This window comes from Pseudomonas sp. 22189 (genome assembly GCF_052045635.1).
Lineage (GTDB): Bacteria > Pseudomonadota > Gammaproteobacteria > Pseudomonadales > Pseudomonadaceae > Aquipseudomonas > Aquipseudomonas parakoreensis.
Window position 1 is genome coordinate 56,799 of record NZ_JBQEPG010000027.1, and the last position, 22,826, is coordinate 79,624.

The following is a 22,826-nucleotide window of genomic DNA, read 5'->3' on the forward strand; positions in this document are numbered from 1 at the left end:
GCTACGGCCATCGAAGCCAGTGCGCGCCTCGGCTTATCCCTTTCAGCAAAGCCCAAATTGCGCCGCAAGCCAGACGTTGCGACCACCGGTCATGCCTCAACGTAAAAATGTCGACTTTAATCTTCTGGCTGATAACGGCGCTCACCCGAGCCAGCACCACCGGTTTGCGACGAGCGCGGTCACCCATCACATTGGTCAGGAGTCGCGAACATGGGATTTGTCACCACTCAAGACGGCGTGGATATCTTCTACAAGGACTGGGGCCCGAAGGACGCTCCGGTGATCCACTTCCACCACGGCTGGCCACTCAGCTCGGACGACTGGGATGCGCAGATGCTGTTCTTCCTGGGCCAGGGCTTTCGGGTGATTGCCCATGACCGTCGGGGCCATGGACGTTCGAGCCAGGTCTGGGACGGCCACGACATGGACCATTACGCCGACGATGCGCTGGCGGTGGTTCAGTATCTGGGGGTGAAGAACGTGGTGCATGTCGGCCACTCCACCGGCGGCGGTGAGGTCATCCACTACATCGCCCGACATGGGCAGGACAACGTGGCCAAAGGCGTGTTGATCAGCGCGGTGCCACCGTTGATGGTCCAGACCGAAAGCAATCCCGGTGGGTTGCCGAAATCGGTGTTCGATGATTTTCAGGCACAACTGGCGGCCAATCGCGCGCAGTTCTATCGCGACATTCCCAGCGGTCCTTTCTATGGCTATAACCGCCCGGGAGCAAAACCTTCGGAAGGGATCATCGGCAACTGGTGGCGTCAGGGCATGATCGGCGGCGCCAAAGCGCATTACGACGGGATCGTCGCGTTCTCCCAGACCGACTTCACCGAAGACCTGAAAAAAGTCACCGTGCCGGTGCTGGTAATGCACGGCGAAGACGACCAGATCGTGCCGTATGCGAACTCGGGGCCTTTGTCGGCGAAACTGCTGCCAAATGGCACGCTGAAGTCGTATCCGGGCTTCCCGCACGGAATGCCGACAACCGAGGCGCCGACGATCAATGCGGATTTGTTGGCGTTTATTCGCGGGTGACACACATCATTGTGGGAGCTGGCTTGCCAGCGATGGCGGTGGATCAGGCAACATCAATTGTGGATGCGCCGGCCTCATNTCGCTGGCAAGCCAGCTCCCACAGGGGACTGGGTGATTGGCTTGACTGCGTACTACGCCTCGGTACGGCCCGTCCCTTCACGATCACGTTCGTAGTGGTGCGCCAGCGGCAGCGCTGGCAACCATGACTCCCGGCGGATGGTCCACAGCTCATACGTCGGCTTGAACCGGTTCGGCTCGTCCAGCGAGCCGACATTCACTTCAATCTCATCCTCCGAACGTGCAAGTACTGGCGAACCACAGCGCGGGCAAAACACCCGCCCTTGATACTCGCCGAGAGTCCCGCTGACGGTCACCGCCTTCTCGGGAAATATTGCCGATGCGTGAAACAATGCGCCGTGATGTTTGCGGCAGTCGAGGCAATGGCAAATGCCGATGCGGTAAGGTTGGCCCGCAGCTTCGAAGCGAACATCGCCGCACAGGCAACCGCCGGTTAATGGGGTCATGGTGTCTATCCTCTGTCAGACTCTGTTCAGCCTTTGAACATAGCAGCCGTACAAGCGAACGCTCACAATTTGCCCTTTGCCGGAGACAGCGCCATGTCCTCCCCTGAATCCACCTTGTTACAGAGCTGGCACGCCAACGCTGATGCCTGGATCGAGGTGATCCGCAGCGGTGCCATCGAAAGCCGCCAGCAGGTCACCGATCAGGCGATCCTGCTGGCGATCATGGGCCGCCAACCGGAACGCGTGCTGGATCTGGGTTGCGGCGAAGGCTGGTTGTTGCGCGCGCTGGCGGATCGCAGCATCGATGCGGTGGGTGTCGACGGTGATGCGAGGCTGATCGAGGCGGCACGCGCGGCCGGTTCAGCCAATGTGCGTGTCGCCAGTTACCAGACGCTGGTCGAGGCCGAAGGCGCTATTGGCCGTGATTACGATTTGATCTGCGCCAACTTCTCGCTGCTGCATCAGGACATCATTCCATTGCTCGCCGCCATGCATGCGTTGCTGGTTTCGGGCGGCACCATGATCATTCAGACCCTGCATCCGTGGGCCGTGGCGGCCGGCAATTATCAGGATGGGTGGCGTGAAGAATCGTTCGCCGCGTTCAAGGGCCAGTGGCAGCCGATGCCGTGGTATTTCCGCACGCTGTCGAGCTGGTGCAACGCGCTGGACATGGCCGGGTTTCACCTGGTCAGCCTGCAAGAGCCGCAGCATCCGCAAAGCCCGGTGCCGCAGTCGTTACTGATGATCGCCGAACGGCGCTGACTTCCTGCACATCCTGACTGAGTCACAGACATTGTGGGAGCTGGCTTGCCAGCGATGGCGGTGGCTCAGGCAACATCACTTCTGAAGGTGCCGGCCTCATCGCTGGCAAGCCAGCTCCCACAGGTTCAGGGTGTTGCTGAATTGCACTGCACTTGTCGATCTACGGCACCGCCAGTCGACCAAGGACTGACTACGCTGTAAATCCTGCGTGTCTAACCTGCCGAGGATGACTGCCATGCAACGTTTCCAGAAAATCACGCCGTGCCTGTGGTTCGACGATCAGGCCGAAGCGGCTGCGAAGTTCTATTGCTCGATCTTCGATCATTCGAATATCACCGGCCTCACCCACTACAGCAAGGTCGGCGAGGAATTTCACGGCAAGCCGGAAGGCGCGGTGATGACCGTCAGCTTCGAACTCGACGGCCAGACCTTCACCGGCCTCAACGGCGGGCCGCTGTTCAAGTTCAGTGAAGCCATTTCGTTTCAGGTCAACTGCCAGAATCAGGAAGAAGTCGACCATTTCTGGGGCAATCTGTCGGCCGGTGGCCCGGTCGAGGCCCAGCAATGCGGCTGGCTCAAGGATCAGTTCGGGGTGTCGTGGCAGATCGTGCCGGTGGCGTTCATGCACATGATGTTGGACCCCGACACCAGCAAGTCGCAACGGGCGATGCAGGCCATGTTCACGATGAAAAAACTCGACATCGCCGAACTGGAGCGGGCCTTTGCCGGCCAGAGCTAATACACTCCGGGTCTGGCCTGCCGGGAACCATAACGATGAAACACGCTGCCGCCAAAAACCCTCAAAAAGCCCCACGCTTCTGGCGGGACGATGCCCTGCCCTTCATCGAAGCGCGGGCCATTGCCGATGGTCGTGAGGTCTGCTACTCACGCCATTCCCATGCGCACTTTTCCATCGGCGCGATCACGGCCGGGCGCAGCATTTATGTGCATGAGCAATCGACATTCGAAGTGGCCGCCGGCACCGTGGTGCTGATGAATCCGGGCGACGTGCACGCCTGCAATCCGATCGATGATCAGCCGTGGTCGTACTTGATGTTGTATGTCGAGACGCCGTGGCTGACGGATCTGCAGCATCAACTGGGGTTCAGTGCGGAGCTTGAGTTTCGGCGGTTTTCCAATACTCATCTGGATGACCCGCGACTGTTTCGTGACCTGCGAGCGCTGTACGCCACACTGGTCGACGAGCAGCAGGACGTACTGCGCAAACACAGCGCAGCGGTGGAGTTTTTCAGCGATCTGCAACTACGCCTGAACCCGGCTGAACCACCGCAGCGTGAACCGAATTTCAAGCTCGAACGCGCTGCCGACTTCATCCGCGAACACTGCACCGACCTGCTCAGCCTGGAGGACATCTGCACGGCGGCACAGTTGTCACCGTCGTATCTGATCCGTGCATTCAAACAGCATTACGGCATGACGCCGCACGCGTTCCTGGTCAACCAGCGCATCCAGTTTGCCCGCGAACGCCTGCGCAGCGGCCAGCTGATTGCCGATGTTGCACTGGAAGCAGGGTTTGCCGATCAGGCGCATTTTCAGCGCGCGTTCAAACAGCATCTGGCCGCGACACCCGGCCAATATCGCGGCTGACCATCGACTTCGGGCTCACGGTAACAGCAGATAAACCGCGCTCGCCGCCAGCAACAGAGCCATCAAGCGATTGAACAGGCGCATCCCCGCCGGATTGCCCAGATACCCCCGCAAAAACGTTCCGGCGTACACCCAGCAACCGACCGACAGATAACAGATCACCAGATACACTGCGGCGAACTGCCAGACCAGCCGCGCCTCGCCATCGGCGACAAACGCGCCCATTCCTGCCACACAGGCCAGCCACGCTTTCGGGTTGAGCCATTGCATCACCGCGCCGTACAGCATCGACGGCGCCCGCCCCGCTTCGCCGGCATGCAACTGGCCGTCATCGGCAGCCAGCTTCCAGGCCATGAACAACAGAAACGCCACCCCGGCCAATTGCACCACCCGGGTCAGGAATGGCCACAGTTTCAGGACTTCATGCAGGCCCAACCCCATCAGCACCAGCAATAGCACAAAGCCCAGCGTCGCCCCCGCCACGTGCCGCTGACTGGCCCGAAAGCCATACTGCGCTCCGGAACTCAGCGCGACGATATTCACCGGCCCCGGGGTTATGGACGCCACCAGCGCAAACGCCGCCATCGACACAATCAGACTCATTACGCACCTGCTGCAATTGGGGAACAAGGCGCCAACAGTAAACAGTGCCGCCGGCTCGCGTATTGAACAAAATCACCCACGACCCGCGCCACAACTCAGGCACTTGAAGCCGGAGAAGAAGTTTCTGTTGCCACTTAATACTTCGCGCAGACATCTCGATACTTTTAATAACAACTAGCAACTCAAAATGAAACACCAACATTGCGCGACGTTTTATATTCCCGACCACTTCACAACCCGCCAATTCAACTTGGCTGACTGCTGCGCTACATAACCCGAACCAGAAGAAGTCAATATGGACATTAATCGCAACCTTTTTGCAACTGCCCCTGCATCGGCCGACGAAGCTGAACGACTGAACATCGCCAAGGCTCTGGAGAACCGAAACTTCCTTCGGCAAGCCTTTCGTGCTGAAGAAAACTTCATGCAACTCGCTACGAAAGTTGTTTCGGGAAGCCGTTTCGACAGTGAACATCTCGCCGGCAAATTATTGCTGCGCTCACTCAGCAAACATCCAGAATTCATTGAATTCATTGCCTCCTTCGACCTGCCTGCCGATCACTTCTTTATGGTCAGAAGCAATGGTGAAGTTTACGCCGCCTATGAAGAGTTCGGCGCTACGGGTTTTTACATCCACTACACTATCATTACCGATGAACTGTATGAGATCGAGTCTTTACGGAACGATATCGAACTCTTGTCGAAAACCGCATGGCGTTCTGGCGGCATTATTTCCTCCAGCGCCACCGTGCCACTGCGCAACTGGCTTGCATTTCAGGAAATCGATCCGCCCAACGACTACGCAGACCTTGCAAACCTGATCGACTACCTGAACTTTAAAATGCCCGCGCCGCCAAAATTCGCTAACTACTGGGGTATTTCCGAAGAGACTCAGGATGTCGCCCTGATAGTCGAGCCGGAGCAGTATCCTGTGATCATGCAGGTCGTGCGAACGTTGATGGCTGACTCGGGGCGGTATTCCGAGCCGTTGATCAACTACCTGACGGATGTGCTGCTCAAGAAGAGAAGCGGCGCCTTGCTGCAGGAAGATCCGCGACTGGCGTGGGAAATTCTGATGCAAACGAGCGAGGCAAAAAGTCTGGCTCAGAGTTGTTTCGATGCACTTCTGATCGAGGGCAAGGCACACACGGTAACGGAGGTCACCCGCAGCCGGTTGCTGCTCGCCGCGGTCGTGCTGGACCTGGACATGGGCTCGGATGAGCGGGTCGAAACTCATCGAAGTCTGCGTTATGAATCGCTGTATGTGCATGAAACCCCGGCGCAGGCGCGGACACGTCTCAAAGGCCATTTTGAGCAGATCAACCGCGTCAGTCCGTTCGCCGCTTACCTGGCAGTGGAACTGGTGCTGGCGGGGCAATCACCGGAGTTTCTGGTCGTTACACCGCCGACACTGCTGATCGGTTCACCAGGCTGGGTCATGTTGCGCAAGGCGGTCATGCTGACAGAAAGGATCGCTCCCGGCTTGTCGCGCAAACTGTCTTATGAGCAACTGATGAAGTTTGCCGCACTTGCGCCGCTCAGCGATGCACAACGCGCCCTGCATCAATTACTCAATCTGCAATGCGTGCTGGATTGGGCAAACATCAACGAGGTAATGCTCCGTGAAGACTCGGCATTATCGGAAGAACAAATCGCAACAGCGGCAGTGAATCGCTACAACACGTATGCCGATGAACTGGAGGCGGCGCTGAAGTCGATAACCGCTGCGCCGGTCAGCCGAAGAAAACTGGCCCAGCAAACGCTGTTCGATGCCGACATCGACCATCATCAGGAGGTATTTCGTTCGCCGCACAATAAAGGGGGACTGATCAGCGACACGGTGATCAATCTTTATCTTGCCAACCAGTTACACCGTAAAAACCTCACCAGCACATCGACCAAGCGCAATTTGCATGACGTGCATCCAGATTTGGCCAGCCTTGCGCCAATCAATCAGTTGTATGCCGATAAGCTCAAGCCGCAGCACGAAACCTTCAAGTCGGGAATCAGCACCATGATCCGGCTGGCATTCTCCCGGCTCGGCATGAGTGATCGAGAAGCACTGACACAGGGCGCTTCAACGCTCTACCTGGTGCGCGGCAACCGCAATATCCCCGGTCACAGCGCCGACCACTTCTCCCCGCACGGGGTGGTCATCCTGTGTCGTCACAAATCGAAAAACCATTGCTTTGAGTTGTTCCCGTTACAGGGAGTGTGCCGCAAAAGCGAGCGCCTGGCCGAGGCTTTCGCCAGCGGCTACGCATTTAATGAAGACACCGCAAGCTTCGACGGGCCGATCAACGGCAAGACCGGGAATTTCCCGCGCCTTACCTATCTGGAAAACATCATTACCGAGCACGCAGCCTACTTCCAGGGTGCAACGCCTAGTCAGAGCGAACAAGCGGACATCAATAAATTACTGCCGCGCCGCCACTGGGAACTGGCCGAGCATGCAGATGTTCATGAGTTTGGCATGCTGCTTGATCGGTTTGGTCAATTTGCGCCGCACTACGAAGAATCGGCCTGGTACACATCGCCAATGGAAAGTTACCAATCGCCGAGGCTGAAAGACATTGCCGACTTCATTGCGCAAAAGAACCCGCCCATCACCTACAACGAATATTACCGGATGGGCTATGACCAGACTGAATACGAGGAAAAGCAGGAAGCGTACGAGCGCGTTGCCAACATCATTCTGAACATCTTCATTCCATTCAGAGGCTGTATCCAGCAACTGACTTCGGATGATCCGGATAAACGCAGTGGGGCCGCCTTCAGTTGCGTCATCGACGCCCTCGCGGTGTCCTTTGTCTTTATCGGGGCGGCCGGAGCGTTGGCAAAGGCAGTGGCAAGCAGCACCAGGCTGCTAAGCCTCGGGCGCGTGGCCGGCAGCGTTCTGGTGTCAATCTTCAACCCCGTCGACGGTGTTCCCCAAGTGATCGTCGGCGCCGGGAAGCTGGCAGGCAAAAGCGCGCTGAAACTCAGCCACGCTGGCAGTTCGATCAGCATGACAGCAGCCCGCCAGTTGCGTCGACTGACGACCACCAGCAGTGGCTCCTACGACTTGGTCAAAGCGTTGAGCAAGTCCGGCGCGGCGGCCGAGATTCGCATGACATTGCCGACGGTGGCTCATGCGCGGGCACTGTTCAAGGATGACACCCTCGAAAGTGCCAGCCAAATCCTCACTCGCCTGACAGACACGAAAATTCCTTTACCGAAAACCGCCAGCCCTGCGGAGCTGGAACACCTCTTCAACAAAGCCGTTATAGACACTACGCGAAGGCTGCAAAAAGCTCAGGAGCTTGAAGCGTTGATCGGCAAAACGGCAATCGATGAACTGCTGGCGACAGTCTTGGCAAAAAACGGTATCGATCTCCAGGCCGCACGCTCGGCGGGCAAGGGATATACCGACTTGCTGGAAACGGTCAGCGAGATCGAGGCCCGCAAGGTCAACTACATGAAGGGCCATCAGCAGAATCTGCTGAGACAGGATCTGGGAAAAGCCCCTTACAACGGTGTGCTGCCAGAGTCGAACTACAACGTTCAAGGCTTCACCGATAACGCCCAACGAGCCGGCGCCTGGATCGTTCATGCCTCGAATTCTCCGGGCAACGATCTCGCCAGCATCGTGGCCGTCTTGCGAGAGTACGCTAACAGCAATAAGGCGTTGACCGACCCCGACGTGATCAGACAGCTACATGTCAGCATCGCACCTGCCACCTCGGACATTGTTCGTGTAGGCGTCAACGACAAGAAATACGCCAGTAGCATCAGTGGCTTTGCCGTGATGCAGGAGCATTTGAAGAAACTGGACACCGCTCACGAGCACTTCAGCAAACAGCTACTCGGCACAGTGGTTGGCTTCCACGGTTTTGGTGATGGAAATGGCCGCACGGGCCGTGCCTTGTATGCGATCAGCGAGATACGAAAGAACCGGTTCAATCCGCTGTCGAAAGAAGCATTCAGCGCGCTGCATGGTCTGGACTGAAGACCCGCAAAATCGCCACGCTGAGTAGACCCACAGCCCGGCCGGCCAGCGCCTGCCGGGCTGTGTTCTGTCACGATTCACGGCTGTCAGTCGCTCCCGACCATCGCCGGCACGGTAAACCGAAACTCCGTACCCTCACCCGGCTCACTGCTGGCCTCGATGCGCCCGCCATGGGCCTCAACAATCCCCTGCGTGATGTACAAACCCAGTCCGGTTCCGGTCGGGTTGCCCTCCTTCACCGTCCAGTAGCGGTCAAACACCCGCGCCAGGTTTTCCTTGGGAATGCCTTCACCGGTATCGCGCACCGTAAACACGATTTCCCTGCCGTCAGACTTGGCCAGTACGCCCACTGAGCCTTTGCGCGGGGTGAACTTGATCGCGTTGCCGATCAGGTTCGACAGCACCTGAAACAGGCGCTCCGGGTCGGCATGGATTTTCAGGTCGGGGTCGGCCTGGAACGAGATGCTGATGTCCTTGTCCAGCGCCAGCGGCCCAAGCAGGGATTGGGTTTCCTCGAACATCTGCCCGACGTCCAAGGTCTGCGGGGCGATGGTGTAGCGCCCGGCGTCGATTTTCGAGGTGTCGAGCAAATCTTCGAGCAGCGTGTTCATCCGCCCGGCGGCCTGCTGCATGGTGTCGATCGCGGTGGAGATGCGCCGCGAGGTGTGCGGGCCGTCGGAACTGAAAGTCTTCTGCATCATGCCGCAGAGCATCGAAATCACGGTCATCGGGTTGCGCAGGTCATGGGACACCACCGCCACCAGCTCATCACGGGCGCGCACCGCTTCCTGCTCGCGGTGCACCTGCCGGGCCAGGTCGTTTTCCAGTGCGGAGCGGCGCAGGTCATTGGCCGCAAACAGATCGCCGTGGCTCCACTTGGTAGAGATCCCGGCCATCTCGACTTTCCAGATTTCGAACGAAGTGCGCGGGCGCAGACGCAGGCCGGCATCGGAGTTTTCCAGATCCAGCGGCTTGCGCGGATCACCGCTCCAGTTGATGTTCTCCTTGACCTCGGGGCGGAACCACAACACGCCGTTGTCCACCGGTTTGGGCAGGCTCATGGCGAGCACGCCGCTGGCCACTTGCTGAAACTGCGCGGCTGGCGGGTAGACGCTGGCCAGATGATGACTGGCGAACACCGGCTCGCCGGTTTCCTGCAGCCACTTGTGCAGGGCGCGAATGTCTTCTGGCTCCGGGCAATTACCGTAACGGTGCAACTGCTTGTCTTCGATGATCGCAATGCCCCCGGCCCCGGCCAGCGCCATCAGCACTTGCGGTTGCTGCGCCAGACCATCGAAGACATTTTCCGGCGAGTCGATCATGGCCTGTTTGAGCAATGCCAGTGCCTCGACCTTTTCTTCACGCTGACGGCTGAGTTCCAGCGCCTCCATCGCGCTGATCTGCAGCGACAGTACCTGACCGATGGTCTGACAGGCACTGCGCAACTCGTGCGGCACATGCAGCGGCTGGCGATTGCCACAGCTGATCAGGCCCCAGAGTTTGTCACCCTTGAGCAGCGAGATGCTCATCGACGACAGAACGCCCATGTTCTTCATGTACTGACAATGAATCGGCGAGACGCTGCGCAGGGTGGCGAAACTCAGGTCCAGCGGGGTCTGGGTGTCCGGGCGCAGCTTGGGCACCAGCGGCACCGGCTGGTAATCGGCATTGGGGATGATCCGCAGCCAGTTGGTGCGGTACAGCTCGCGCGCTTGCTCGGGGATGTCCGAGGCCGGGAAGAACAGGCCGTTGAACACTTCCATCGACGGATCCGACGCCTCGGCGATCACCTGGCCGTGGCCCTCCTCCTCGAAGCGGTAGATCAGCACCCGGTCGTAACCGGTCATCGCCTGGATTTCCTTGACGCTGATGTCATACAGCGCCTGCAATGTGGTGGCTGCTTGCAAGCGCTGGAGCATGCGTCCCAGATGGGTCTGGTTGCCGGCGACGTTACGCGGCTGGAAGTTTTCGACGTGGATTTCCAGTTCCAGAATCAACACGCCTTGATGACGGTGCAGCAGACCTTCGAACGCGGTGCCGTTGAGGCGGAAATGCAGCGGTCCGGCATCGGCGAACACCGGTTGCTGCAGCGCATCGCGCACAGCGGCGGCAGGCGCTTCACCCAACAGACTGTGCAGCGGCTGGCCGATCAGCTCCTGCGCCGGCCGTGCCAAGAGGGTCTCGACGTTGGCGCTGATCTGAATGATTTCCAGCGCCGGCTCGCTCAGGGTCAGCAACAGGCCATGGGGCTGGATGGCACCCGGAAAGCGGATCGGTTCGTCGGCACAGTTGGCCAGCAGTTCTTCAAAGGCTTCTTGGTCTTGCGGGTTCATGCCAGTACCTCCCGGCTTTCGAGCCAGCGCTCGAAACAACTGAATGTGGATTGGGCCGCCGCAACCACGGCTTCACGTTCATCCGCACTCAGCCGTCGACTGCCCAGGTAATCAATGAAATCGCGCCAACGGCGGCCGGTGGCAGCGCCGTAAACGTCGAGGAATGCCGCGCCATTGTCGGCGTCCAGGCTCAGCCGCGAAGCGATTTCGCGACGCAGGATCTGCCCGCCGAGGGTTGCCCCTTCCAGCACGTACAACACACCCAGGCAAGTCGGCCCGGAGTCGATCACGGGCAACGTCTGACACTGTGGCAAACGGGCGATGGTCTCGGTCGTGAGACCCAGAGCCTGCAAGTCATCGAGCAAAATCTGCGATTTGAGGCGTGGCGCAAGATCGAAATCCACCGGGATCGCGCCGCTGTCGAGCAATGCGCTTTCCAGTGGCCGATAAAAACCGTAATAAGCCTGCATCAACCGTACGAAAGCGTTGGAATCGAGGGTATTGGAGAAAAAAGGAAGACGTTTTTCCAGTGCGATGTGCAGTTCGGCAGTGCCGGCTCGCAGATCTTGCAGCACCGGCGGCACATAAACTTCACGGGCCTTTGCTTGCATGTAAATCGCTCTTGGTGGGGCCGCTTCGGGGCCGGCAGGGTGTTTGCAGCTTTGGACGAATATTACACGGCAAACGCCTTTTTCTGACTTGGCGCATAGATTTTTCTGACGAAACCAGCGCCTTCAGACTTTTGAGAGTTCCGGCCAATCGGAAAAGTTCGACTGGATTGAAGGGACTGCCAAGGCTGTACCGCGACAGCGCCGCGAGACTGTATGGGTCAACGCGGCCGCCGCCTGTGATAAAAATGCGGCATCGCTTCTGGAGCCCACATCCATGGATCTCGCCACGCTTACGCTGTTTCTTCCGGCCTGCTTTGCCTTGAACATGGCCCCCGGCCCGAACAATTTGCTGTCGGTCAGCAATGCCACCCGCTATGGCTATCGCCGGGCCTGCGCCGCCGGTATCGGGCGGATTATCGCGTTCGCCGGGATGATCGCCCTCGCCGGCGCCGGACTGTCAGTGGTGCTGCAGACCTCGGAATGGCTGTTCCATGCGATCAAGATCATCGGCGCGGCGTATCTGCTGTACCTGGCCTGGCAACTGTGGCGCGCCAATCCCGAGGCCGAGCAGCAAATGGCGGGAGCGTCGGTGGGATTCTGGCGCCTGGCGCGTCAGGAGTTTCTGGTGGCGGCGGGCAATCCGAAAGCGATTTTGCTGTTCACCGCGTTCCTGCCGCAATTTGTCGACCCGAGCCGCCCGGTGCCGGCGCAATTCGCCGTGCTCGGTGCACTGTTTCTGCTGCTGGAATGGATCGCGATCGGCGCCTATGCGTGGATGGGCCTGCACATGCGCCGCTGGTTCGCCGAGCCGCGCGGCAAACGGGTCTTCAACCGTTGCTGTGCAGGGCTGCTGTCGGCGGCCGCTTCAGTGCTGTTGTTCGCCAAACGCGCTTAAGCCTCGGACGGGCCTTTGAGTTCGACCTGATTGCCGTCCGGGTCGAAGCAATACAACGACAGGCCGTAGCCCTCGGCGCCGAAGCGTCGGGCGGCTTTTTCCACGGTCAGACCGTGTGCCCGCAAGTGCTCGGTCAGCGCAAATTCATCGAACGGCTCGATGCGCAGGCAGAAGTGATCGACATTGCGCCGCTCGGTACCGGCCGCCCCGCCACCCTTTTTGCCCAGTTCGCCTTGCAAGTCGACGAGGTCGATCATCGAGGTGCCGGCGCGCAGGTGCACCAGACCCAATGGTTCGTTGTGCCTGACCACCTCGGCGCCGAAGACCTGGCGGTAGAAATCGATACTGCGTTGCAGATCGGCGACACGCAGAACGATGTGATCAATATGTTGAATCGAAAACGGATGCATAAACTCGACACCTCACCCACTCTGTAGGAGCTGCCGAAGGCTGCGATCTTTTGCTTTTGATTTCAAGAAACAAGATCAAAAGATCGCAGCCTGCGGCAGCTCCTACACGGTAGTTCAGAGGTTCTGGAAATTCACTGTCGATTTTTCGGTGGAGCCATCAAAATCCTGGATTTAAGCTCTGGCCATGAACATACAAACCGCACTGCTGCCGCCCCACGCCGAGATGGTTCGCGCCATGCTCGAACGCGACACCGCCTACGAAGGGGTGTTCTTCACGGCCGTGAAAACCACCGGGATCTTCTGCCGCCCCAGTTGCACGGCGCGCAAGCCGAAGCCGGAAAACGTCGAATTTTTCGCCCATGCCGATGAGTGCCTGAGCGCCGGTTATCGCGCCTGCCTGCGCTGCAAACCGCTGGACGCTGCAGCCATCGCACCCGATTGGGTGCAGCGCCTGCTCAAAGCCGTCGATGCCGACCCCGAGGTGCGCTGGAGCGACGCCCAGTTGCTGGCCGAAGGCATCGAACCGCTGAAGCTGCGACGCTGGTTCAAGCAGCATTTCGGCATGACCTTCCATGCATGGCTGCGCACCCGCCGGCTCGGCATGGCGCTGGGCGGCATTCGCCAGGGCGCCTCGATTGATCACGCCGCGTTTGACTCCGGCTATGAATCACTCAGCGGTTTTCGTGACGCATTCCAGAAATCCTTCCACATCACCCCGGGCCGCGCGGCCAACAGTGAACCGCTGCTGTTCACCCGCCTGACCACACCACTGGGGCCGATGATCGCCATGGCCGAACGTCGGGGACTGGTGTTGCTGGAGTTTCTCGACCGCCCGGCGCTGACCCGCGAAGTCGAGGAATTGCAGGCCCGTCACGGCTACGTGGTCGCACCGGGGCACAATGCGCATCTGCAGCAGATCGAACAGCAACTGAAGGAATATTTCGCCGGTACCCGCAGCGCCTTCAGCGTGCCACTGCACCTGCCCGGCAGCGCGTTCGACCGGCAAGTCTGGGACGAACTGCTGAACATCCCCTACGGCCACACCAGCACCTACGGTGCCATCGCGGCACGTTTGGGCAAACCCGGCGCCAGTCGCGCGGTGGGGCTGGCCAACGGGCACAATCGGTTGTCGATCGTGGTGCCGTGCCATCGGGTGATCGGTGCGGATGGCTCACTGACCGGCTATGGTGGTGGGCAGCCGCGCAAGGCGTTTCTGCTGAGGCTGGAAAACGCTGCGGTGCAGCTCACGCGCCCCCTGGCGTTTTGAACACTCTCTCCAAAGGATGGCGATGTTTGCTGAAAGATCATGACTGAGTGCTATCAAGCGGCAAGCGAACATCTGGCCGCACTTGACCCAGACTGGCAGCGCCATATTGCCGCCGTCGGCCCCTGCCTGCATCAACCGCACCCGACGCGTGATCCGTATCAGTCGCTGGTGCGGGCGATTGCCTATCAGCAACTGCACGTCAAGGCCGGGGACGCGATTGTCGGGCGTCTGGTGGCGCTGTTTCCCGGGCAGACGTTTCCCCGGCCGGAACAGATTCTCGCGACCGACTTTGATCGACTGCGCGGCTGCGGCTTTTCGGCGGGCAAGATTGCAACGATTCAGGGCATCGCCCAGGCAACGCTGGACGGCGTGGTACCGGACTACCCCACCGCGCTGGCGATGGACGACGAGACGTTGATCGAGCGTCTGGTCAGCCTGCGCGGGGTTGGCCGCTGGACGGTGGAGATGCTGCTGATCTACAGCCTGGAACGCATGGATATTTTGCCAGCGGATGACTTTGGCGTGCGCGAGGGCTATCGCCGATTGAAGGGGCTGGAGGTGCAGCCGACGCGCAAGCAGATGATCGAGATCGGCTTGGCGTGGAGCCCGTATCGGACGGTGGCGGCCTGGTATTTGTGGCGCGTACCAAAAACCCTGTAGGAGCTGCCGCAGGCTGCGATCTTTTGATCTTGCNAAGAGATCGCAGCCTGCGGCAGCTCCTACAGGGGAATGCGTTGCAAAGGCGGGAGCGAGCCTGCTCGCGAAGGCACCATTTGATTCAACCTCAAATCAGAGACCTGACTTCAACTTGCTGAACGCCCGAATCAAAGCCCGATTGAACGCCTTGCCATTGTCGTTCTTGCTGTACAGCGAAGCCCGCACCGCCGCTGACGGGTACGTCCCCGGATCATTACGGATCGACGCGTCAACCAAAGCATCTGCCGCCGTGATCGCATTGGCGTAGTGGATGGTGTCAGTGATCGGCGCGATCACCTCAGGCGTCATCAGATAATCCATCAACGCCAGCCCGGCCTGCGGATGCGGCGCATCCTTGGGAATGACCATGGCGTCAAACCAGATCAACGTGCCCTCTTTGGGGATGCGGTAGCTGAGCTGGAACGGCTTGTTCGCCGCTTGCGCCTGCCCTGCTGCAATCGCCACGTTGCCGTTCCACGACATCGCCACGCAGGTGTTGCCGTTGGCCAGGTCGCTGATGTTCAGGTCGTTGTCGAAGTAGCGAATGTACGGGCGGATCTTCGCCAGTTGCTGCTCGGCGAGTTTCAGGTCATCGAGGTTCTGCCGGTTGATGTCCAGGCCCATGTACTTCATGACCGCCGCGAACACTTCGTTCGGATCGTTGAGCAGACTTACCCCGCAATCGGCAAATTTCGCCACCACGGCCGGGTCAAACAGCATCGCCCAACTGTCGGTCGGCGCCTGCGGCAGACGCTGCTTGATCGCCTGTTCCTGATAGCCCACCCCCGTGGTGCCCCAGGCGTAAATCCCGGCGTAGCGGTTGCCCGGATCGAACACCGCCATGTGCTGGCGAAACTCCTCGCCAACCCCGGCAAAGTGCGGCACTTGCGCCTTGTCCAGCGGCTGGATCGCGCCACTCTCGATGGCCCGCGACAGGTGCTGGCCGGCGGTCAGCACCAGGTCATAACCGCTGCGCCCGGTGAGCAGTTTGGTTTCCACGGTTTCCAGCGAATCGAAGTGATCGGCAACCACCTGAATGCCGGTCTGCGCCTCGAAATTCTTCAGCGTATCCGGGGCCAGATACTCGCCCCAGATGTACAGATTGACCACCGGTCTGGCGGTGTCGGCGGCCTGCACACACAGGGGTGCAAGCACCAGCAATAACGCTTGAGTCAGTTTGTGCAGGCCCATCATCACACCCCCTTGATGTTTGGCGCGCCGGCGTATTGCGGCATGGTGATGCACGCGACGTTGCCGCCACCGAGGAGGATTTCCCGGGAATTTTCGATGCCGACGATCTTGTGCTGCGGGAACAGTTCGGCGAGCGTCGCCATGGCCACCTGATCGTTGCGATCACCGAACAGCGGTACCACGATCGAACTGTTGCCGGCGTAGTAGTTGATGTACGACGCGCAGATTCTGGTGCCGGCCTGACGGGTATGGGTGTTGTCCTGCTGATCGAGGCCTTCGGCTTCCTCGGCGGTCCATTCCAGCACGTCCGGTTGCGGCAGTTTGTGCACGATCAACGCGCGGCCACGGCTGTCGCGGGTGCTGCGCAGGATGTCGTAGGCCTCCTGATAGATTTCCCATTGCGGGTCATCGCGGTTGTCGGTCCACTGCAGCACCACTTCGCCGGGGCGCACGAAGCACGCGAGGTCATCGACATGGCCATCGGTTTCGTCGAACTTGCAGCCGCGTGGCAGCCAGATCACCTGTTCGGCGCCAAGGTAATCGGTCAGGCGCCGAGTGACCTCGGCCTTGCCCAGATGCTGGTTGCGATTGCGGTTGAGCAAGCACTGTTCGGTGGTGAGGATGCTGCCCTGACCGTCACTCTGGATGCCGCCGAGTTCGGCAATCAGCGGTGCGCGGTAACGGTCGAAGCGTTCGATTTCGAGGATCTTGCTGGCGATCTGGTCGTCCTTGTCCCACGGGTAATACAGGCCACCGTCGAGGCCGCCGTAGGCGTTGAATTCGAAGTCGACGCCACGCACTTCGCCGCTTTCATCGTTGACCACAAAGCACGGGCCGCTGTCGCGAAACCAGGTGTCGTTGCAGGTCATCTCGACCACGCGCACTTGCGGCGGCAATTGCCGACGCGCCGTGGCGAATTGCGCGGCGGAGGCGCAGACCGTGACCGGTTCGCTGTGGGAGATGGCGGTGACGATCTGCACCCAGACTTTCTGCGCCGGTTTCGCGCCGTTGCGCCACACGTCGGTGCGCTCCGGCCAGCCGAGCCAGCAGCCGGATTTGGCTTCGAATTCGCCGGGCAGACGGAAGCCGTCGTGTTTGGGGGTGGAGTCGAGCAAACGTGCCATGGTCAAACCTCGTCTTGGGTTGGGGAATGACCACAGGCTAAGGTCGCGGACGGCAGGCCCGCCAACGATGATTATTGCGGAACCGTTGAATTCAACTCATCAATCGCTCAACTGATCGTTGAACCATTCGAGCATCTGCGCCACCGCCGGACGCTCCAGCCGCAGCCGCTCGCAGACCAGCGCGTATTGGCCGAGCGCGGTCATGCTCGCGTTGAACGGCCGCACCAGTCGCCCGCTCAGCAGGTCCTCGTGCGCGGTGAGGTTGTCGCCCATCGCCACGCCCTGCCCCTGCGCCGCCGCTTCCAGCGCCAGACCGGCATGGGCGAAATACAACTGACGCTGCGGGCGCAGATCGCCGGCGTGGCTGGTGAGCCACGTTGTCCAGGTCTTGCCATCCTGATCGTCGTGCAGCAGGCAATGGCGCACCAGGTCCTTCGGCGACTTCAGAGCGCCCTGGTTGAACAGCCCGGGGCTGCACACCGGGAAGAATTGCAGCGCTGGCAACGGCCGCACGAAGTAGGAACTGCTGTCTGCAGGTCCGATGCCGTAGGTGATCGCCAGATCGATGTCCTCGCCGGGCGCGCTGGCGTCGATCGGCTGTTCGTAGAGATGCAGGGTGATGTGCGGATAGCGCGCATAGAAATCAGTGAGGCGGTTCATCAGCCACTTCTGCGCCAGTTCGGCGGTGACCGCCAGACGCACGACCGCCAGCGAGGATGGATCGCGCAGTTCATCGCAGGCCTCGCCGATCAATTCGAAGGCCTGCTGCAGCCTCTGCATCAGGCGCCCGGCGGCGATGGTCGGGCGGATCTGCCGGCCTTCGCGGATGAACAGCGAGACGCCGAGCTGCTCTTCGAGCTGACGGATCTGGTGGCTGACCGCGCTGTCGGTGACGCACAACTCGGCGGCAGCCCGGCCGAAATGCGCGTGGCGGGCGGCGCATTCGAAGGTTCTGAGGGCGGCCAGTGAGGGGAGTCTTCGCATGGGTTGGGGTGCCTTTTTTGGGGACATGCTGACCGGGCCTTGAGCAGGCGTCCAGTGGCTCCGCGTTATCGTTCATCGCTGGCAAGCCAGCTCCCACAGGTTTTGTGTCGAATGGCAAAGCCGCGCACACCAAAAAATCACTGTGGGAGCTGGCTTGCCAGCGATGGCGTCGGCACATTCACACAATTCTTCTAGGCTCATTCAAACCCATCCAGCCAACCGGAGGCCCAGCATGCACCTCGAAGGCTCTTGCCACTGCGGCGCCGTTACCTTCAGCCTGACCAGCGCCCATCCCTATCCCTATCAACGCTGCTACTGCTCGATCTGCCGCAAGACCCAGGGCGGTGGCGGTTACGCGATCAACCTGGGTGGCGACGCGGCCAGCCTCAAGGTTCAGGGGCGCAAGCACATCAGCATCTACCACGCCAGGATGAAGGACGAAGGTGACAAACGTGCCCATCGCAGCACGGCCGAACGGCATTTCTGCTCACAGTGCGGCAGCGGTTTATGGTTGTTCAGCCCTGAGTGGCCGGAGCTGATCCACCCGTTCGCCTCGGCCATCGATACGCCGCTGCCGGTACCGCCGCAACACACGCATTTGATGCTGGGGTCGAAGGCGCCCTGGGTCGAAGTGGATGCGAAGCCCAAGGACAAGCAGTTTGCGGTGTATCCCGAGGAGTCGATTGCGCAGTGGCATGAGCGCTTGGGGCTGGTCAAATGAGCATGGATTTGCGCTGGCTTTGATGGCCCTATCGCTGGCAAGCCAGCTCCCACAGGTTCCGGGGCGTACACAAAGCCTGTGGGAGCTGGCTTGCCAGCGATAGGGCTGGAACCGACAACGCAGATCAGTCCAGATGCGCCCAGGTCATCCGGAACGACGCCCCACCCCACACCGATTCCCCGACCTCGACCTGCCCGCCATGGGACTGCGACACCCGTCGCACCAACGCCAGCCCCAACCCAAAGCCACCGGTACGACGGTCGCGGCTGGCATCCAGCCGCGAGAACGGTTCGAAAATTTTCTCCCGGCCCTCCACCGGCACCCCCGGGCCATCGTCGTTGACCCGCACTTCGTAGTAATCGCCGCTGCGCACCAGCGTCACTTCGACTCGCTGCTCGGCATAACGAATGGCGTTACGCAGCAGATTGATCACCGCCCGCGCCATGAACCGCGGCTCGATGCGCACGGTGTCGAGCCGGCAGTCACCAATCAGTAACTGCACCCCCGCCGCTTCCGCCTCCAGCGCAACGCTGCCGACCACGCTGTCGAGCCAGTTGGCCGCTTGAATGTTTTCGCGTTTGATCACCGTCGCACCGCGTTCGAGGCTAGCGTAGGTCAGCAGTTCGGAGACCATTTCTTCCAACTCGCCGAGGTCGGCGTACATGTCGGCGATCAGTTCGCGGTTCTGGCTGGCGTCCGGCTGTTGCTTGAGCTGGTCGAGTTCAAACGACAGCCGCGCAATTGGCGTACGCAATTCGTGGGAGACCGCGTTGGTCAGCTCGCGCTGATTGGCGATCAGGCTCTCGATACGCGCCGCCATCAGGTTGAAGTGTTCCGCCAGATCGCGGATGTTCGAGCGTTTCGACAGTTGAATGCGCACCGACAGATCGTTATCACCAAAGCGCTCGGCGGCCAGACGCAGTTTTTCCAGATCGCGCCAGTGCGGGCGTACCCAGAAGAACAGGACGATGCCGATGAGCACCGCGAGCATCGCGTAAGCCACCGCGATGTAGAACGGCATCAGGCTCGGTTCGGGCGGCAGCTTGATGCTGAGCAGTTGCGAGCCACCGTCGATGTTGCTGATGAATTGGGTGTAGTTGTCGCGGATCACCAACAGGTTTTGCGCCAGCTCGGCCTTTTCCTCGGTGCTGAGGTCCAGTTGATCGGCTTCGATCAGCTTCAGCGACAAGCCGTAGTGCGGGCGCAACGCTTCCAGCTGCTGTTCACGCGCCGCGCCTTGCTGATCGCGCATGTGCTCGACCAGTGACCACGCCTGCCCGCGCACCGCCTCACGGTTGTAGGCCTGCATCTGGTTGTCGAGCAACGCGTTGAAGGTGTGTTCGACAGTTTGCAGGGCCAGGACCAGGCCCACCGTCATCACCAGAAACAGCCCGAGGAATAACCGCAGCATCTACAGCTCCCACGCGAATGGATTGAACAGGTAACCCTTGCCCCACACGGTCTTGATGCACACTGGCTCACGGGGATTGTCCTTGAGCTTGTTGCGCAACTTGCTGATGTACACGTCGACGCTGCGATTGAGCCCATCGAAGGCGATACCGCGCATGCGGTTGAGGATGTCATCGCGGGACAGGGTTTTGCCGGCGGCGCTGGCCAGCAGCCACAGCAGCTCGAATTCCATGGTGGTCATTTCGATGATCTCGCCAGCCAGCCGCACTTCGCGGCAGCTGCGGTCGATGCTCAAGCGACCGAATTCCAGCGCACTGACCACGCCGGCCTCCGGCATCTGCCGACGCTGCAAGGCGCGTAGTCGAGCGAGCAATACCGGCGGTTTGATCGGCTTGATCACGTAATCGTCGGCGCCGGATTCCAGGCCGAGAATGTGGTCGAGGTCGTCTTCCTTGGCGGTGAGGATGACAATCGGCGTGTCCGACACGCTGCGGATTTCCCGGCACACGTGCAGCCCGCTCTGCCCCGGCAGCATCAGATCAAGCACCACCACTTTGGGCTGGAATTCGAGAAACGCGGCCACCGCCAGATCGCCGCGATGCACCGCGCGCACCTCGTAGCCATGCTGCTCGAGAAAGTGCGCAATCAGCGTGGCCAGACGTTCATCGTCTTCGACCAGCAAGACTTTGCCAAAACCCAGGTTATCCATAACGACCGTCTGCCAACCCATGTGTGAAATGGTCGACAGTATGGCGGCAATCGTCGGCGAGGCGTTGTTTCGGGCAGCAAAAACCGGCCGCAGGGGCCGGTTTTTGGTGATATTTCATACTCTTAAGAGTTTTTAACAAGTAGGAGCTGCCGAAGGCTGCGATCTTNTCTTTTGATTTTTGAAACAAGATCAACAGATCGCAGCCTTCGGCAGCTCCTACAGGTTATGCGGCAGCCGGCACACCGCTGTGGAAGCGAAACTCTTCATCCGGCGACTCGATCAGTTCCTGCTCGGCAGCACGCACCCTGTCGATCACCTGAGCGATGTCCTTCGCGTCGCCGTACTGGTAAGCCAGTTTCAGATAACCCTGGAAGTGCCGCGCCTCGCTTTTCAGCAGGCCGAAATAGAACTTGCCGAGTTCTTCGTCCAGATGCGGCACCAGCGCTTCGAAACGCTCGCAACTGCGCGCTTCGATGAATGCGCCGACCACCAGCGTATCCACCAGTTTCACCGGTTCGTGGCTGCGCACCACTTTGCGCAATCCCGAGGCGTAGCGCCCGGCGTGCAGCTGGCGCAGCTCGATCTTGCGGCGTTTCATGATGCGCATGACCTGTTCGTGGTGCACCAGTTCTTCCCGGGCCAGACGCGACATCATGTTGATCAGGTCGACGTGGGAATGGTACTTGGCAATCAGGCTCAGCGCGGTGCTGGCGGCCTTGAACTCGCAGTTCTTGTGGTCGATCAGCAGGGTTTCCTGATCGGCCAGTGCGGCCTGGACCCAGGCGTCGGGTGTGCGGCAGCCAAGGAATTCGTGGATTTCGGGAAGGATCATGAGGCTCACGGTAAAAGGTGTACGAGCAAAGGCCGCCGATTATACCGGCCTGCCCGCAGACCACCAGTCGCAGGCGTTGATATGCATCAAGTCGCAGGCGCATGAGCAGCAACTATAGTTGTGCAACGCCGTGCCTTTTCTTTGCTGGAGACTCCGCTCATGCAAGCCATTCGCAGCATTCTGGTGGTCATCGAACCCGAACATTCGGAAAGCCTGGCGCTCAAGCGCGCCAAGTTGATCGCCGGCGTGACCCAGGCCCATCTGCACCTGCTGGTGTGTGACCGCAAGCACGACCATGCCGGCATGCTTGGCGTGCTCAAAGCCGCACTGCTGGCGGATGGCTACAGCGTGACCACCGAACAGGCGTGGAACGAAAGCCTGCACGAGACCATCATCGACGTGCAGCAGGCCGAAGGTTGCGGGCTGGTGATCAAACAGCACTATCCCGACAGCGCGCTGAAAAAGGCTCTGCTGACCCCGGCCGACTGGAAACTGCTGCGCCACTGCCCGACTCCGGTGCTGTTGGTGAAAACATCCACCTCCTGGAAAGATCGAGTGATTCTTGCGGCTGTGGACGTGGGCAATGCCGATGGCGAACACCGGCATTTGCACACCACGATCATTGATCATGGCTACGACATTGCCAGCCTGGCCAAGGCGCATCTGCATGTGATCACGGCGCATCCGTCGCCCATGCTCTCGGCCGCGGATCCGACCTTCCAGCTCAAGGAAACCATCGAAGCGCGGTACCGCGAGCAGTGCAAGGCGTTTCAGGCCGAGTTCGATGTGGACGACGAGCACCTGCATATCGAGGAAGGCCCGGCGGATGTGTTGATTCCGTTCATGGCGCACAAGCTGCAGGCGGCGGTGACCGTGATCGGCACCGTGGCGCGCAGCGGGTTGTCAGGCGCGTTGATCGGCAATACCGCTGAAGTGGTGCTGGATGCACTGGAAAGCGACGTACTGGTGCTCAAGCCGCAGGAGGTTGAGGATCATCTGGTGGAGTTGGCGGTGAAACACTGAGGATTACGGTGCCTGAACCGGCGCCTTCGCGAGCAGGCTCGCTCCCACCGTAGGAATGCAGCTCCCTGTGGGAGCTGGCTTGCCAGCGATAGCG

General features: G+C 60.2%; 21 protein-coding genes. 10 read left to right on the forward strand and 11 right to left on the reverse strand.

Translation table 11 applies throughout. The features are described 5' to 3' along the window. Positions 1-210 precede the first annotated feature (210 nt). Positions 211-1,041, forward strand: coding sequence for an alpha/beta fold hydrolase (locus ACTJKS_RS23345; RefSeq protein ID WP_108182958.1), 831 nt, complete (start codon positions 211-213; stop codon positions 1,039-1,041). A 131-nt stretch (positions 1,042-1,172) separates the two neighbouring features. Here ACTJKS_RS23345 and ACTJKS_RS23350 read toward each other — a convergent pair whose 3' ends face one another. Further along, on the reverse strand, positions 1,173-1,565 hold the full coding sequence (locus tag ACTJKS_RS23350) for a GFA family protein (RefSeq protein WP_108182960.1): 393 nt from the start codon (positions 1,563-1,565) through the stop codon (positions 1,173-1,175). A 93-nt stretch (positions 1,566-1,658) separates the two neighbouring features. Between ACTJKS_RS23350 and ACTJKS_RS23355 the strand changes: the two genes are divergently transcribed. The 3 genes from ACTJKS_RS23355 to ACTJKS_RS23365 all read left to right on the forward strand — a co-directional run bounded on the left by ACTJKS_RS23355 (position 1,659) and on the right by ACTJKS_RS23365 (position 3,935). Further along, positions 1,659-2,327 carry a class I SAM-dependent methyltransferase gene (locus ACTJKS_RS23355; RefSeq protein ID WP_108182961.1) on the forward strand — a complete coding sequence of 223 codons (669 nt, stop codon included), beginning with the start codon at positions 1,659-1,661 and terminating at the stop codon, positions 2,325-2,327. A 235-nt stretch (positions 2,328-2,562) separates the two neighbouring features. Beyond that, positions 2,563-3,066 carry a VOC family protein gene (locus ACTJKS_RS23360; protein WP_108182962.1) on the forward strand — a complete coding sequence of 168 codons (504 nt, stop codon included), beginning with the start codon at positions 2,563-2,565 and terminating at the stop codon, positions 3,064-3,066. A gap of 35 nt (positions 3,067-3,101) precedes the next feature. Beyond that, positions 3,102-3,935 carry an AraC family transcriptional regulator gene (locus tag ACTJKS_RS23365; protein WP_108182963.1) on the forward strand — a complete coding sequence of 278 codons (834 nt, stop codon included), beginning with the start codon at positions 3,102-3,104 and terminating at the stop codon, positions 3,933-3,935. A 15-nt stretch (positions 3,936-3,950) separates the two neighbouring features. Here ACTJKS_RS23365 and ACTJKS_RS23370 read toward each other — a convergent pair whose 3' ends face one another. Next, a complete protein-coding gene (locus ACTJKS_RS23370; protein WP_108182964.1) occupies positions 3,951-4,538 on the reverse strand; it encodes a LysE family translocator in 588 nt (195 codons plus the stop codon). 295 nt (positions 4,539-4,833) lie between these two features. Between ACTJKS_RS23370 and ACTJKS_RS23375 the strand changes: the two genes are divergently transcribed. Next, positions 4,834-8,526, forward strand: a complete 3,693-nt coding sequence (locus tag ACTJKS_RS23375) for a hypothetical protein (protein WP_262948544.1) — start codon at positions 4,834-4,836, stop codon at positions 8,524-8,526. Between the two features lie 86 nt (positions 8,527-8,612). On the opposite strand, the gene ACTJKS_RS23380 is transcribed toward ACTJKS_RS23375, so the two are convergent. Both ACTJKS_RS23380 and ACTJKS_RS23385 read right to left on the reverse strand, forming a co-directional pair. Next, positions 8,613-10,859 (reverse strand): ATP-binding protein, encoded by a 2,247-nt coding sequence (locus tag ACTJKS_RS23380; RefSeq protein WP_108182967.1) that lies wholly within the window; start codon positions 10,857-10,859, stop codon positions 8,613-8,615. Next, a complete protein-coding gene (locus tag ACTJKS_RS23385) occupies positions 10,856-11,470 on the reverse strand; it encodes a biliverdin-producing heme oxygenase (RefSeq protein WP_108182968.1) in 615 nt (204 codons plus the stop codon). The genes ACTJKS_RS23380 and ACTJKS_RS23385 overlap by 4 nt, the downstream gene beginning before the upstream one ends. Positions 11,471-11,744: 274 nt before the next feature. Here ACTJKS_RS23385 and ACTJKS_RS23390 point away from each other — a divergent pair, with 274 nt between their 5' ends. Further along, complete coding sequence (locus ACTJKS_RS23390; RefSeq protein WP_108182969.1) at positions 11,745-12,365, forward strand: LysE family translocator; 621 nt, start codon at positions 11,745-11,747, stop codon at positions 12,363-12,365. Here the strand turns inward: ACTJKS_RS23390 and ACTJKS_RS23395 are convergent. Beyond that, complete coding sequence (locus tag ACTJKS_RS23395; protein WP_108182970.1) at positions 12,362-12,775, reverse strand: VOC family protein; 414 nt, start codon at positions 12,773-12,775, stop codon at positions 12,362-12,364. The genes ACTJKS_RS23390 and ACTJKS_RS23395 overlap by 4 nt on opposite strands. Before the next feature lie 184 nt (positions 12,776-12,959). Between ACTJKS_RS23395 and ACTJKS_RS23400 the strand changes: the two genes are divergently transcribed. After that, on the forward strand, positions 12,960-14,042 hold the full coding sequence (locus ACTJKS_RS23400; RefSeq protein WP_108182971.1) for a bifunctional transcriptional activator/DNA repair enzyme AdaA: 1,083 nt from the start codon (positions 12,960-12,962) through the stop codon (positions 14,040-14,042). A gap of 39 nt (positions 14,043-14,081) precedes the next feature. Further along, entirely contained in the window at positions 14,082-14,702 is a 621-nt protein-coding gene (locus tag ACTJKS_RS23405; RefSeq protein WP_108182972.1) for a DNA-3-methyladenine glycosylase family protein, read from the forward strand. Between the two features lie 129 nt (positions 14,703-14,831). Here ACTJKS_RS23405 and ACTJKS_RS23410 read toward each other — a convergent pair whose 3' ends face one another. The 3 genes from ACTJKS_RS23410 to ACTJKS_RS23420 form a co-directional block, all read right to left on the reverse strand. Beyond that, the gene (locus ACTJKS_RS23410) at positions 14,832-15,929 is read right to left on the reverse strand and encodes an extracellular solute-binding protein (RefSeq protein ID WP_108182973.1); all 1,098 of its coding nucleotides are present in this window, start codon (positions 15,927-15,929) and stop codon (positions 14,832-14,834) included. A gap of 2 nt (positions 15,930-15,931) precedes the next feature. Then, complete coding sequence (gene aguA / locus ACTJKS_RS23415; protein WP_108182974.1) at positions 15,932-17,053, reverse strand: agmatine deiminase; 1,122 nt, start codon at positions 17,051-17,053, stop codon at positions 15,932-15,934. Between the two features lie 99 nt (positions 17,054-17,152). Further along, a complete protein-coding gene (locus tag ACTJKS_RS23420) occupies positions 17,153-18,037 on the reverse strand; it encodes a LysR substrate-binding domain-containing protein (protein WP_262948541.1) in 885 nt (294 codons plus the stop codon). A 232-nt stretch (positions 18,038-18,269) separates the two neighbouring features. On the opposite strand from ACTJKS_RS23420, the gene ACTJKS_RS23425 reads away from it, so the two are divergent. Next, complete coding sequence (locus ACTJKS_RS23425) at positions 18,270-18,758, forward strand: GFA family protein (RefSeq protein ID WP_108182976.1); 489 nt, start codon at positions 18,270-18,272, stop codon at positions 18,756-18,758. A 124-nt stretch (positions 18,759-18,882) separates the two neighbouring features. Here ACTJKS_RS23425 and ACTJKS_RS23430 read toward each other — a convergent pair whose 3' ends face one another. The 3 genes from ACTJKS_RS23430 to ACTJKS_RS23440 all read right to left on the reverse strand — a co-directional run bounded on the left by ACTJKS_RS23430 (position 18,883) and on the right by ACTJKS_RS23440 (position 21,709). Continuing rightward, positions 18,883-20,169 (reverse strand): ATP-binding protein, encoded by a 1,287-nt coding sequence (locus ACTJKS_RS23430; protein WP_041067365.1) that lies wholly within the window; start codon positions 20,167-20,169, stop codon positions 18,883-18,885. Beyond that, the gene (locus tag ACTJKS_RS23435) at positions 20,170-20,877 is read right to left on the reverse strand and encodes a response regulator (RefSeq protein ID WP_027613172.1); all 708 of its coding nucleotides are present in this window, start codon (positions 20,875-20,877) and stop codon (positions 20,170-20,172) included. Between the two features lie 223 nt (positions 20,878-21,100). Then, complete coding sequence (locus ACTJKS_RS23440) at positions 21,101-21,709, reverse strand: tRNA-(ms[2]io[6]A)-hydroxylase (RefSeq protein WP_108182977.1); 609 nt, start codon at positions 21,707-21,709, stop codon at positions 21,101-21,103. Positions 21,710-21,868: 159 nt separating this feature from the next. Here ACTJKS_RS23440 and ACTJKS_RS23445 point away from each other — a divergent pair, with 159 nt between their 5' ends. Beyond that, entirely contained in the window at positions 21,869-22,732 is an 864-nt protein-coding gene (locus ACTJKS_RS23445; RefSeq protein ID WP_041067371.1) for a universal stress protein, read from the forward strand. Positions 22,733-22,826 lie beyond the last annotated feature (94 nt).